This is a genomic window from Pseudomonas sp. R1-6 (assembly GCF_051132115.1).
Taxonomy (GTDB): Bacteria; Pseudomonadota; Gammaproteobacteria; order Pseudomonadales; family Pseudomonadaceae; genus Aquipseudomonas.
Genome location: NZ_CP071662.1, coordinates 4,507,800 through 4,519,775, shown reverse-complemented (window position 1 = coordinate 4,519,775; position 11,976 = coordinate 4,507,800). Strand labels below are relative to the sequence as shown.

The 11,976-nt window shown below is 58.4% G+C and carries 13 protein-coding genes; 7 read left to right on the top strand and 6 right to left on the bottom strand.

Annotated features, from left to right (window positions below):
* Nucleotides 1-2 precede the first annotated feature (2 nt).
* The 5 genes from cyoB to J3P81_RS20390 all read left to right on the top strand — a co-directional run bounded on the left by cyoB (nucleotide 3) and on the right by J3P81_RS20390 (nucleotide 4,408).
* Complete coding sequence (cyoB, locus tag J3P81_RS20410) at nucleotides 3-2,033, top strand: cytochrome o ubiquinol oxidase subunit I (RefSeq protein ID WP_420765459.1); 2,031 nt, start codon at nucleotides 3-5, stop codon at nucleotides 2,031-2,033.
* Between the two features lie 3 nt (nucleotides 2,034-2,036).
* The gene (locus tag J3P81_RS20405; protein WP_039591598.1) at nucleotides 2,037-2,663 is read left to right on the top strand and encodes a cytochrome o ubiquinol oxidase subunit III; all 627 of its coding nucleotides are present in this window, start codon (nucleotides 2,037-2,039) and stop codon (nucleotides 2,661-2,663) included.
* Nucleotides 2,664-2,999 (top strand): cytochrome o ubiquinol oxidase subunit IV, encoded by a 336-nt coding sequence (cyoD, locus tag J3P81_RS20400; protein WP_039591596.1) that lies wholly within the window; start codon nucleotides 2,664-2,666, stop codon nucleotides 2,997-2,999.
* Between the two features lie 11 nt (nucleotides 3,000-3,010).
* Complete coding sequence (gene cyoE / locus J3P81_RS20395) at nucleotides 3,011-3,898, top strand: heme o synthase (protein ID WP_434560563.1); 888 nt, start codon at nucleotides 3,011-3,013, stop codon at nucleotides 3,896-3,898.
* A 195-nt stretch (nucleotides 3,899-4,093) separates the two neighbouring features.
* Nucleotides 4,094-4,408 carry a helix-turn-helix domain-containing protein gene (locus tag J3P81_RS20390; protein ID WP_434560561.1) on the top strand — a complete coding sequence of 105 codons (315 nt, stop codon included), beginning with the start codon at nucleotides 4,094-4,096 and terminating at the stop codon, nucleotides 4,406-4,408.
* Nucleotides 4,409-4,599: 191 nt separating this feature from the next.
* On the opposite strand, the gene J3P81_RS20385 is transcribed toward J3P81_RS20390, so the two are convergent.
* The 6 genes from J3P81_RS20385 to J3P81_RS20360 form a co-directional block, all read right to left on the bottom strand.
* The gene (locus tag J3P81_RS20385) at nucleotides 4,600-5,304 is read right to left on the bottom strand and encodes a hypothetical protein (protein WP_434560559.1); all 705 of its coding nucleotides are present in this window, start codon (nucleotides 5,302-5,304) and stop codon (nucleotides 4,600-4,602) included.
* Nucleotides 5,305-5,425: 121 nt separating this feature from the next.
* Entirely contained in the window at nucleotides 5,426-6,112 is a 687-nt protein-coding gene (locus tag J3P81_RS20380; protein WP_420765456.1) for a DUF72 domain-containing protein, read from the bottom strand.
* 133 nt (nucleotides 6,113-6,245) lie between these two features.
* On the bottom strand, nucleotides 6,246-7,259 hold the full coding sequence (locus J3P81_RS20375; RefSeq protein ID WP_434564149.1) for a sensor domain-containing diguanylate cyclase: 1,014 nt from the start codon (nucleotides 7,257-7,259) through the stop codon (nucleotides 6,246-6,248).
* Nucleotides 7,260-7,400: 141 nt separating this feature from the next.
* Nucleotides 7,401-8,150, bottom strand: a complete 750-nt coding sequence (locus J3P81_RS20370; RefSeq protein WP_434560557.1) for a hypothetical protein — start codon at nucleotides 8,148-8,150, stop codon at nucleotides 7,401-7,403.
* Nucleotides 8,143-8,742, bottom strand: a complete 600-nt coding sequence (locus J3P81_RS20365) for a hypothetical protein (RefSeq protein WP_434560555.1) — start codon at nucleotides 8,740-8,742, stop codon at nucleotides 8,143-8,145. The genes J3P81_RS20370 and J3P81_RS20365 overlap by 8 nt, the downstream gene beginning before the upstream one ends.
* Nucleotides 8,743-8,845: 103 nt before the next feature.
* Nucleotides 8,846-9,754, bottom strand: coding sequence for a LysR family transcriptional regulator (locus J3P81_RS20360; protein WP_434560553.1), 909 nt, complete (start codon nucleotides 9,752-9,754; stop codon nucleotides 8,846-8,848).
* 98 nt (nucleotides 9,755-9,852) lie between these two features.
* On the opposite strand from J3P81_RS20360, the gene J3P81_RS20355 reads away from it, so the two are divergent.
* Both J3P81_RS20355 and J3P81_RS20350 read left to right on the top strand, forming a co-directional pair.
* On the top strand, nucleotides 9,853-11,028 hold the full coding sequence (locus tag J3P81_RS20355; RefSeq protein ID WP_434560551.1) for an aspartate aminotransferase family protein: 1,176 nt from the start codon (nucleotides 9,853-9,855) through the stop codon (nucleotides 11,026-11,028).
* A 152-nt stretch (nucleotides 11,029-11,180) separates the two neighbouring features.
* A complete protein-coding gene (locus J3P81_RS20350; protein WP_420765451.1) occupies nucleotides 11,181-11,915 on the top strand; it encodes an OmpA family protein in 735 nt (244 codons plus the stop codon).
* Nucleotides 11,916-11,976 lie beyond the last annotated feature (61 nt).

Genomic DNA, 11,976 nt, shown 5'->3' with positions numbered 1-11,976 from the left:
CGATGTTTGGTAAATTAAGTTGGGAAGCGATCCCGTTCCACGAGCCGATTGTCATGGTGACCCTCGCCATCATCGGGCTCGGTGGCCTGGCGCTGTTTGCGGGTATCACTTATTTCAAGAAGTGGACGTACCTGTGGACTGAATGGTTGACCTCGGTCGACCACAAGAAGATCGGCGTGATGTACATCATCGTCGCCATGGTCATGTTGCTGCGCGGTTTTGCCGACGCGATCATGATGCGTACCCAGTTGGCCATGGCCACCGAGGGCTCGCCCGGCTACCTGCCGCCTGAACACTATGACCAGATCTTCACCGCCCACGGTGTGATCATGATCATTTTCATGGCGATGCCATTCTTCACCGGCCTGATGAACCTCGCAGTGCCGCTGCAGATCGGCGCCCGTGACGTTGCCTATCCGTTCCTGAACTCCTTGAGCTTCTGGCTGCTGGTTTCCGGCGTCGTGCTGATCAACGTTTCCCTGGGTGTCGGCGAATTCGCCAAGACCGGTTGGGTTGCCTATCCGCCGTTGTCGGGGCTGCAATACAGTCCGGGCGTGGGGGTGGACTACTACATCTGGGCGCTACAGCTATCCGGGTTGGGGACAACGCTGACAGGGGTCAACTTCCTGGCCACCGTGCTGAAGATGCGTACCCCTGGCATGAAGCTGATGGACATGCCGATCTTCACCTGGACCTGCACCTGGGCCAACGTGCTGATCGTCGCTTCGTTCCCGATCCTCACCGCTACACTGGCTCTGCTGACGCTTGACCGCTACATGGATTTCCACATTTTCACCAATGAACTGGGTGGAAATCCGATGATGTACGTCAACCTGTTCTGGGCTTGGGGTCACCCTGAGGTGTACATCCTGATCCTGCCGGCGTTCGGTATCTTCTCCGAAGTCATCTCGACCTTCTCCGGCAAGAAACTGTTTGGCCACCACTCGATGATCTACGCTTCGGGCGCGATCTCGGTACTGGGCTTCATGGTCTGGCTGCACCACTTCTTCACCATGGGTTCGGGTGCAAGCGTCAACGCCTTCTTCGGCCTGGCGACCATGCTGATCTCGATCCCGACGGGTGTGAAGCTGTTCAACTGGCTGTTCACCATCTACCAGGGCCGCCTGCGTTTCACCAGCCATGTGCTGTGGACTCTGGGCTTCATGGTGACCTTCGCCATCGGCGGTATGACCGGCGTACTGCTGGCCATTCCGGGTGCTGACTTTGTGCTGCACAACAGCCTGTTCGTGATCGCGCACTTCCATAACGTGATCATCGGCGGCGCCGTGTTCGGCTACATCGCGGGCTTTGCATTCTATTTCCCGAAAGCGTTCGGCTTCAAGCTGCACGAAGGCTGGGGCAAGGCAGCGTTCTGGTTCTGGATCTCGGGCTTCTTCGTCGCGTTCATGCCGCTCTATGCATTGGGCTTCATGGGCATGACCCGTCGTCTGAACGCCACCACCAACCCTGAGTGGGTGCCGTACCTGTACGTCGCCATGTTCGGCGCGGTGATGATTGCCGTGGGTATCGCCTGCCAGCTGATCCAGTTGTACGTCAGCGTGCGTGACCGCAAGAAGCCGGAAAACATGTGCGAACACGGTGACCCATGGAATGCCCATACCCTGGAATGGTCGACTTCTTCGCCACCGCCGTTCTACAACTTTGCCGTGCTGCCGAAAGCGGACGTCATCGACCCGTTCACCGAAGCCAAGGAAAACGGCACCGCGTACCAGGCTCCGGCCAAGTACTCGCCGATCCACATGCCCAACAACACCGCCACCGGTGTGGTCATGGGCGGGCTGTTGACCGTGTTCGGTTTCGCGATGATCTGGCACATCTGGTGGCTGGCCATCGCCAGCCTGGTCGGCACCGTGGTGTATTTCGCCATCCATGCCGCCCGTGACGATCAGGGCTACATGGTGCCGGTGGATGTCATCGAACGCATCGAAGCCGAGCAGCACAAGCGTCTGGTCGCGGCCGGGAAAGTCCCTGCCACCGCCACCCGTGTTGAAACCTCGTTGGAACAGGCTTAAACCATGTCGAACTTAGTGACCAATGTTGGACACGCCCATGGTCATGACCATGGGCACGATGACCATCACCACGACTCGGGCGAGATGACCGTATTCGGTTTCTGGCTCTACCTGATGACCGACTGCATTCTGTTTGCGTCGATCTTCGCGGTGTACGCGGTGCTGGTTAACAACGTCGCCGGTGGCCCGTCGGGCCACGACATCTTCGAACTGCCTTATGTACTGGGCGAAACCGCGCTGCTGCTGTTCAGTTCGATCACCTACGGCTTCGCCATGCTGGCGTTGTACAAGGGCAAGAAAACCCAGGTCCTGGGCTGGTTGGCGATGACCTTCCTGCTGGGCGCCGGCTTTATCGCCATGGAGATCAATGAGTTCCATATCCTGATCGCCGAAGGCTACGGCCCGAGCCGCAGCGGTTTCCTGTCCGGGTTCTTCACCCTGGTCGGCACCCACGGTCTGCACGTGACCAGCGGTCTGATCTGGATGGCGATCATGATGTACCAGGTCCAGAAAAACGGCCTGACCGCCACCAACAAGACGCGCCTGAGCTGCCTGAGCCTGTTCTGGCACTTCCTGGACGTGGTGTGGATCTGCGTATTCACCGTTGTTTATCTGATGGGGACCCTGTAAATGGCTAACGCTCATTCCCATGATGGCCACGACGCCGGCCACGGCAGCGTCAAGTCCTACGCCATCGGTTTCATCCTGTCGGTGATCCTGACCGTCATTCCGTTCGGCCTGGTGATGTACCCATCGCTGCCCAAGAGCCTGACGCTTTGGATCATTCTGATCTTCGCCGTGGTCCAAGTATTGGTCCACCTGGTGTACTTCCTGCACCTGGACCGTTCGGCCGCCCAGCGTAACAACGTGATTGCGTTTGTCTTCGCTGCGCTGGTGATCGTACTGCTGGTCGGCTTGTCGCTGTGGATCATGTTCAGCATCCACACCAACATGATGGCGCACTGAGGAAAGTCCGGATGTCACTGAAGCACTTTATCCAAATCACCAAGCCGGGGATCATTTTCGGTAACGTGCTTTCTGTGGCGGGCGGGTTTTTCCTGGCCTCGAAGGGGCATGTCGATCTGGCCATCTTCCTGGCGGCGATGATCGGCACTTCCCTGGTGGTGGCGTCCGGTTGCGTGTTCAACAACTGCATCGACCGTGACATCGACATCAAGATGGAACGCACCAAGAACCGGGCGCTGGTCCAAGGCCTGATTCCGGTGCAACTGGCCCTGGCGTTTGCCACGGTGCTGGGTGTGGCCGGCGTGGCGCTGCTGTACTGGGTCGCCAACCCGCTGGCGGCGTTATTCGCGGTGATCGGCTTTGTCATCTACGTCGGCCTCTACAGCCTGTACCTCAAGCGCAAGTCGGTTCACGGCACGCTGGTGGGCAGTCTGTCGGGGGCGATGCCGCCGGTGATCGGTTATGTCGCGGTCAGCAACAGCTTCGACATGGCGGCGGTGACGCTGCTGGTGATGTTCAGCCTGTGGCAGATGCCGCATTCCTATGCCATCGCGATCTTCCGCTTCAATGATTACCTGGCGGCCTCGATTCCGGTATTGCCGGTCAAGCGCGGTATCCAGGTGGCCAAGAAACACATCCTGCTCTACATCCTGGCCTTCCTCGTGGCGACCTTGATGCTGACCTTCAGCGGCTACGCCGGCATGAGCTACCTCGCCGTCGCCGCTGCCATGGGCATGTACTGGCTGTACATGGCCTGGACCGGCTACAAGGCGGTGGATGACACGGTCTGGGCACGCAAGCTGTTCGTGTTCTCGATCTTCACCATCACTGCCCTGAGCGTGATGATGTCCCTGGATTTCAAGGTGCCGAGTGAGTTGTTGCTGACTTACGCGCGTTAAGCGACAGAGGCAGTAAAAAAAGCCCCGCCTTCGAGAGAAGCGCGGGGCTTTTTTTCGAAATGGGTCATGGCGACCCGCTGTCATTCGTCGCAATAGATTCTGGCTTGTTGATCTATACGCGATTTGCCTATAGTTTCTGCCATGCGAACCCTATTTTTTGAAACAACTACGTTCACGTCCACGGTCGGGTACCTTATGAAAAAACGTGATCTGTTTGCCGAGATGATGCACGGCGTCGATGAGATGGCCGCTCACCGCGAGGGAAAGATTACCCTTCGTCAGATATCGATCGACGACAAACCGGTTCCTGAGATTTCAGCCCAGGAAATCGTGGCTCTGCGCGACAGGCTCCATATGTCCCAAGCCGTGTTCGCCAAGAGCATCAGGACCAGTCCGGGCACCCTTAGAAACTGGGAGCAGCAGAAATCCAAACCTAATGCCCAGGCAGCTTTGTTGATCAAATTGGTCGAGAAGTTTCCGGATATGGTCGAGCGGCTTGGCGCTGTTTGATCCGCTCATAGCCGTGGGAAAGCCCCGCCTTCGAGAGAAGTGCGGGGCTTTTTCTTGGGTGTTACTTGGGACTTCTGTGGGAGCGAGCCTGCTCGCGAATGCGCCCGTTCAGCCAACATCACCTCAAATGATCCACCACATTCGCGAGCAGGCTCGCTCCCACAAGGGACTCGACTCGACGCGGGTTTATTTTATTGCTGGGCGATGCTGTAGCCGTCGAATGCCTTTTGCTGTTGCAGGGCGGTGACGATGCTTTTGCGGGTGACCGGTTGTTCGGTGCCGTCATTGTCCAGGAAGGTCTCGCTTTCCAGCTCGGCTTCGTCGCCTTCACCAACAAAGCTGAAACCCAGGAACTCGAAGGCCTCGCGGTCGACGTTCGGCTTGGAGCGCGGGGTGCGCAGGGGCAGGGTGACGCTGATGCCGTCCTTGCTAATGACGAACACCTCGGCTTCCTTCTTGGGCCGCGAGGCCTTGCCTTTGCTACCGCTTGGGTTGCTGATCGCCTGGTGGGTCTGGTTCAGCACTTTCAAGGCCAGGCCGTAGACCAGTTCCTGGAAATCCGCATCATCCTTGTAGCTGGAGAGAATGCGGCTGATGGGGAAGCGGCTGCTCAGGTCTTCCAAAGCAGCAAAATCCGCAGCTTCGGCGTCCTTGAGTTGCTTGAGCTGGCCCATCAGTTCGTAGGCCTTGTCGTCATCGAACGCGTCGTGAGCCTGGCGGATGGCGGTGCGCAGTTCGCGGATCTGGTCGCTTTCGCGGTTCGACTGGAACGCATCCAGGACCATCTCGCTGATGGTTTTGGCCTGGGGCAGATGCTGTGAAAGATTGATGGAGTTTTCGTATTCCGCTTTGGACGACAGGGTGATTACGGATTCAGCGGTATTGGAATCGGACATTGAAATTTCACTACTTCTGTTAGCGGGATATGGCGAGAAAGGGGTTGAGCTTTTTTCCGGCCGCCTAATCTATTGGACGCGGGCGGTGTTGTCACGGTCGGACCGGTCGCCGGTACGCATTTCATCCGCGCAACAGCGCCATCAACCGCAACGCGTCCGGGGTCGCTGCGCCGCTGGCCGTGTTATCGAATATGCACCAGGTCGGTGTGTCCGGGGCGGCTTTCAAGGCTTGGGCGATTTGCTTGAGCCGGACATCATCGTAAGGGGTGTAATAAATCTTCGGCGAGCCGTGCATACGGTAATAACGAATGCCGGGCCACCCCGCCGGTTGGTCGCCCCCCGGCAGCGGCGAGGGATCGGCGGCCACGCGACCGATTCGCTGGGTCTGCAGCATCGCCATGGCGGGTGGTGCGAGCCAGCTCGGGTGTCGAGGTTCAAGCACCGCATCGCCTTGGTAACGATCACGCAAAACCTTGAAGAAGGTCTCGGCCTGGGCGTCGTCAAAGGCCAGCGAAGGTGGCAGTTGAATCAGCAGGCAGCCGAGTTTTTCCCCCAGTTGCGAGCACTGCCCGAGGAATTCTTCCACAAGCCCCTCGCAATCGACCAAGCGTCGTTCGTGAGTGATCTGCTTTGGCATTTTCACCGAGAAGCGAAATTCTGCGGCCACGCTGTCCGCCCATTTTGCATACGTGGCGGGGCGGTGCGGGCGATAGAACGAACTGTTGATCTCCACGGCTGGAAAGCGTGCGCTGTAGCGCTGCAGATGGGTGCCTTCATCGGGAAAGGACGGCCATTGCGCCCTGGGCAATGACCAGCCCGCGCAGCCCAGGAAAAGGATTGAAGAGCGTGAGAGTCGAGTTGCCAATGCGGGAGGCCTGATTGCGGGGACAAAGCTATGACCGCAACAAACGCCTCATGGATTCATTCTTCGCAAGCAGAGGTCAGTCGCATATCACGTTCTTGCCGGCCATCTTCGAGCGATACAGCGCCTGGTCCGCCCGATCCATCAATACCTCTTGGGTTTCGTCTTCGATCCGCTGCACCACACCAAAACTCATGGTGATCTGGAAATCCCCTACCGGGAGCAGGTCGGACAGGCCGCGGCGTATGGTTTCGGCCATCAAGACCGCATCGGCCAAGGATGTATTTGGCAAAATCATGATGAATTCATCGCCACCCCAACGCACCAACAGGTCGCTGTCGCGCTCACAACGCTTGACCGCCTGCACCACTTGCACCAGCGCCGCATCACCGAATGCATGGCCGTATCGATCGTTGATGTCCTTGAAATCGTCGATGTCCATGGCGATCAGCGACAACGGTTCGCGAAAGCGCTGGGCGCGTTCGCAAGCCTGAGGCAGCGTCTGCTCCAGGCGATACCGATTAGCGACCAGGGTCAATGCGTCGGTTTCGGCGAGCCTGCGGTTTTCGTCGAGTTGGATCTGCAATTGATGGTTGACCCGCGACAACTCACGGGTGCGCTCTTCGATGACCGCTTCCAGGGATTTGTTGCGCCGTTCAAGTTGCTCGAACAGACGCTTCTTGTCGTCGATGCTGCGATGGGCGCCGATCATTCGGGCCACGCTGCCGTCGGGGTTGCGAGCGATGACGTAGCCGCGGTCTTCGATCCAGATATACGAGCCGTCATGCGTGCGACAGCGGTATTCGGCTTGGTATTTTGCCGAGCGTTGTTGAAGGTAGTCATCGAACAGTGACATCACCTGGGGGTAATCCTGCGGATGGATCACGCTCTCCCAAGTCAACACGGTGTTGCTCAGCGAATGAGGCGAGTAGCCGAGCATGGTGTACCAACCGGGGTTGCGATAAACGAACCCGGTATTGGCGTTCCAGTCCCAGATGCCATCGCTGACCAGTTCCATGATGGTGTGCAGCACGCTTTCGTCCAGATCGGACAAATCGAACCGCAGCAAATCGATCTTCGAGGCGTCGTCCATCATTGTTCCCTCAATCAGCCCTGATATCAAAATGCTCTCCGAGGGTGAAGAGTAGCCGATGGGCTTAGGGGTCACTAGGGGTGACATGGTGCATCTGAAGTAGCGCCTTAAGGCTACAAATCAAGAAGTAGCCTTTTCAGGCTACTGGTCGGCGATCAACTTTAATGCATTCATGACGAGCAGCCCTGTTCCTATGCTCAAGGTAAAGCTGAGTAGGGTGCCTAATAATACGTATTCGCTGATGGACCGTACTTTGGCATTCTGGATTTCATTGAAGCGAAGGATGCTTTTTGCGGTGAGAAGAAAACCGACGGCCTCCCATTGCTCCAGCAAGACAAATGTCAATATGAGTAATCGCTCCAGATAGCCGATCAATGTCCCTGCGTTGGTCAAGGAGCCTACAGTGTCGATCTCTTTAATCCATGGACTGAGTACTGTGCCAATCAATGCTGAAGCGGGTCGTAGCATCGCGAGATAGGCGAGGCCAACCGTAAGATTTGTCGTGGTCATTAGTTTTGCCAGAGCGCCTTGAACACTCGCAGCACTGCTGTCAGAGAGCAGGCAGATCGTGGCCAGGCTGGCAACTAGAACAGTTTGTCGGGCAAGCAGAGCCCATAGCGGTGATTTGGTAGGGTCATGAATAAAGATGAGGGTAATCAGTTTGGCGGTTGCCATCAACAATCCGGCTTTAGTGGCTAAAGCACCGGTTTGCCCCGCCAGTATCAGCAGCAGGGAAAAAACTGCGAAATAGATACCTAGCATGATCAGGTTGCAGGCGATTTGTCGGGTACGGCTGGCGGAGGTTTTTGATGTGAAATAACCAGATATCCAGAAGTCCAGAAGCAGATGCGCGAATAACAGGATTACGAGCAATCTTGACGATTCAATCACTGCCCAGCTCCTTGATCCACCGGCTGGTGCTTGCCAGGTATTTGTCCAGTAAACGCGCTTGGGCGCGCTGCAGAGCTTTGTTGATGGTGACCCGGGACTTGCCTAGGCTGTGGGCGATGGTTTGTTGGTTGGTTTCCTCTATCAGGTGCAGCGCATAGGTCTGGGCTTCGACCACTGTCCATTCCTCCAGTACGGCTGCAACGAACTCTGTTACCAATCCTGCGCGCTCTTGGAATTCCTGGTGATTGCAGAACACGGCCAGCGTATTTTTTTTCATGCTATCGAGCCCTTGGCCGGAAAGGACGAAAGCTTCACCATAGGTTTGCGATTTGCGTGCCGAGCCAATGCCCACGGCGATGCGCGCATCCCAACGCTCGCCTTCGGGGCTGGCCTCGATCAAGGCGGCTCGCAAGGCGATGGCACAGTGGAAAGCTTGTTCGGGCTGGCTCATCAAAAGTTGAAAACCGTCACCTCTAAAAATGTCCGCTTTCGCTTGGTAGCGTTTTTCCTGCTGTCCCAACACCTTTTCCAGGCGTGCGATGTACGCAAGGGTATTCCCTGCGCTCTGCGAGTGAATCAGGTCACCGGTCAATACCGCTTCTGGCTTCATTGATTGAATGTGCTCAGTCGTTAGAATCTAAAAAGTAGCCTTTAAAAGCTACTTCTACAATAGTAGCCTTAAAAGGCAAATTTCTCTATCCGACGGGCCTCGCCCAGTACTCCAGGGCAAACTCGACAAAACTGCGCAGCTTCGGCAAACGGTAGCGATCCTGGGCGTACATCAGGCTCATCGGGCGATGAGGCAGTTGATAGTCCTGGAGCAGCGCCACCAGATGCCCTTCCTGCAGATCCTTTGCCACCAGCGCGTCGGGCAGCATTACCACGCCCATGCCGGCGAGCGCGGCACGGTGCAGGCCCGAAGAGCTATTGATCAGCATCGGGCCGGTCACCGGGATTTTGATTTCGCCTTCCGGGCCGTTGATTGGCCAGTGTTCCTGGGCGAAGCGCCATTCATCGCCGGCGGAATAGGCAAACGACAGGCAATCATGGTGTCGCAAATCGTCGGGCTTGCGCGGTGTGCCTCGCCGAGCGAGGTAAACGGGAGACGCGCAGATGGTCAGGGTGTAGTCCACCAAGGGGCGGGCGATCAGCTTCGGATCGGGGAGCCCCAGTCGGATGGCGACATCGAAGCCATGGTCGAGCAGATCGAGGCGCTGGTTGGTCAGTACCACATCGAGCTTGACCTGTGGGTAGCGCTGGCTGAACTCGGCCAGTGCTGGCGCCAGGCGCTCCGTGCCGAAGGTCAGCGGCGCGGTGATGCGCAAGGTGCCGGTGGGGTCGCCTTGGGTCTGTTCCGCCAGGCGCTCTGAGTCGGCGACCAGCCCGAGCACCTCCAGGCAACGTTGGTAATAGGCTGAGCCGAATTCCGTCAAGCGTTGACGACGAGTCGTACGATTGATCAGGCGCACGCCGAGGCGTTGTTCCAGCGCACGAAGATGATTTCCTACCATGGTGGTGGACATTTCGCACGCCAGGGCTGCCGCTGTCAGGCTGCCCGTCTCCACGACTTTTACGTAAACAGTCATTGCCTGGAACAAGTCCATTATCAAGCTCGGCTTATAAATGATTGAAGTGAAGCAGCGTTTATCCATCGAGGGTGGCTAACCATACTGGAAAAAACCACCCGATGGAGCTAGATGTCATGACCGCCGCTTGCCTGATGAGCACTTACCAACCTCTGGCACTGAGTTTCACCCATGGCCTGGGGACCCGCCTGTGGGACCAGGACGGCCGCGAGTACCTCGATGCGGTGGCGGGTGTGGCGGTGACCAACGTCGGGCACTCCCATCCCCGGCTGGTGGCGGCTATCAGTGAGCAGGCCGGCCTGTTGCTGCACACCTCCAACCTGTACAGCATCGACTGGCAACAACGGTTGGCCGGCAAACTCACGCAGTTGTCGGGAATGGACCGGGCATTTTTCAACAACTCCGGAGCCGAGGCCAACGAAACCGCACTGAAACTGGCGCGTCTGCACGGCTGGCACAAAGGCGTCGAGCAGCCGCTGGTGGTGGTCATGGACAACGCCTTCCATGGGCGCACGCTGGGCACGATGTCCGCCAGCGACGGCCCATCGGTGCGGCTGGGATTCAATCGGTTGCCGGGGGATTTCATCAAGGTGCCGTTTGGCGATCTCGCGGCGTTGGAAAAAATCCAGCAGACCCATGGCGAGCGTATCGTCGCGATTCTGGTGGAGCCGATCCAAGGGGAAAGTGGCGTGCAAGTCGCGCCGCCGGGTTACCTGCGGGCGCTGCGGGACCTGTGCAGCCGGCGCGCCTGGTTGCTGATGCTCGACGAGATCCAGACCGGCATCGGCCGCACCGGCCAATGGTTTGCGTTCCAGCACGAAGGCATCGTGCCGGACGTCATGACTCTTGCCAAAGGCTTGGGCAATGGCGTCCCCATCGGTGCCTGCCTGGCCCGGGGCAAAGCCGCCGAGCTGTTCACGCCCGGCAGTCATGGGAGTACGTTTGGCGGCAATCCCCTGGCCTGCCGTGTGGGTTGCACGGTGCTGGACATCATTGAGGAGCAAGGCCTGGTGGTGAACGCCGGGCGTCAGGGCGCACAGTTGCTCAGCCGGTTGCGGGCTGAGTTGGCGGATAACCCGAACGTGTTGGAGGTCCGAGGCCAAGGGTTGATGATCGGCATCGAACTCAAGCAACCGGTCCGTGACCTGACCCTTCGTGCTGCCCGGGACCATGGCCTGCTGATCAACGTCACCCGGGGCAAGACCATCCGTCTGTTGCCGCCGCTGACGATTGACGGGCGGGAAGTGGAGATGATCGCCAGGGGTGTGAGCCGCAGCCTTGCGCAGGAGTGAATGCTCAAGGTCGGGCGATGGCGGGTGTTGTTCAGTCAGGGCGAAACGCAGCGCAACGGGACGGAATTTTTAACGATTGCCGCGTTCCAACGCCCGCCAGAGTCGATTGCCTACACTTTGGCAACCAGACTGAAAATCCCAGGAGCATCTTCATGTTCACCTCGCGTCGCTTGATCGTTGTCGCTACCGCCGTGGCCCTGTTGTCCGGCTGTGCGTCGCCCAACCCCTATGACAATCAGGGCCAGGCCTCTACCGACTCGTCGGGCATGAGCAAAACCGCCAAGTACGGTGGCCTCGGTGCGCTGGCCGGGGCACTGGCCGGTGCGGCCATCGGTCACGATAACCGGGGCAAGGGTGCGTTGATCGGCGCTGCGGTGGTTGGCGCCTCGGCGGCCGGCTACGGCTACTACGCCGACCAGCAGGAGAAGAAGCTGCGTGCGAGCATGGCCAATACCGGCGTTGAGGTGCAGCGCCAGGGCGACCAGATCAAGCTGATCATGCCGGGCAACATCACCTTCGCCACCGACTCGGCGAACATCGCCTCCAGTTTCTACCAGCCGCTGAACAACCTGGCCAACTCCCTCAAGGAATTCAACCAGAACCAGATCGAAATCGTCGGCTACACCGACAGTACTGGCAGCCGTCAGCACAACATGGACCTGTCCCAGCGCCGCGCCCAGAGCGTGGCGACCTACCTGACGTCCCAGGGCGTGAGCGGTGCCAACCTCTCGGCCCGTGGCGCCGGCCCGGACAACCCGGTGGCGAGCAACAGCGACGTCAACGGCCGTGCGCAGAACCGTCGCGTCGAGGTCAACCTCAAGGCTATTCCGGGGCAGCAGTACCAGGCGCCGGAGCAGCAGGGACAGACTTACCAGCAGTATCCTTGATCGCTGGGCTGTAAACGAAAGGGGGACCCCGAAAATGGGGTCCCTCTTTTTTTGCGACTGG

What these genes read in the sequence shown, in the direction of transcription:
- cyoB (WP_420765459.1), top strand. Translation starts at nt 3, where the DNA reads ATGTTTGGTAAATTAAGTTGGGAAGCGATCCCGTTCCACGAGCCGATT.
- J3P81_RS20405 (WP_039591598.1), top strand. Translation starts at nt 2,037, where the DNA reads ATGTCGAACTTAGTGACCAATGTTGGACACGCCCATGGTCATGACCAT.
- cyoD (WP_039591596.1), top strand. Translation starts at nt 2,664, where the DNA reads ATGGCTAACGCTCATTCCCATGATGGCCACGACGCCGGCCACGGCAGC.
- cyoE (WP_434560563.1), top strand. Translation starts at nt 3,011, where the DNA reads ATGTCACTGAAGCACTTTATCCAAATCACCAAGCCGGGGATCATTTTC.
- J3P81_RS20390 (WP_434560561.1), top strand. Translation starts at nt 4,094, where the DNA reads ATGAAAAAACGTGATCTGTTTGCCGAGATGATGCACGGCGTCGATGAG.
- J3P81_RS20385 (WP_434560559.1), bottom strand. Translation starts at nt 5,304, where the DNA reads ATGTCCGATTCCAATACCGCTGAATCCGTAATCACCCTGTCGTCCAAA.
- J3P81_RS20375 (WP_434564149.1), bottom strand. Translation starts at nt 7,259, where the DNA reads ATGGACGACGCCTCGAAGATCGATTTGCTGCGGTTCGATTTGTCCGAT.
- J3P81_RS20360 (WP_434560553.1), bottom strand. Translation starts at nt 9,754, where the DNA reads ATGGACTTGTTCCAGGCAATGACTGTTTACGTAAAAGTCGTGGAGACG.
- J3P81_RS20355 (WP_434560551.1), top strand. Translation starts at nt 9,853, where the DNA reads ATGACCGCCGCTTGCCTGATGAGCACTTACCAACCTCTGGCACTGAGT.
- J3P81_RS20350 (WP_420765451.1), top strand. Translation starts at nt 11,181, where the DNA reads ATGTTCACCTCGCGTCGCTTGATCGTTGTCGCTACCGCCGTGGCCCTG.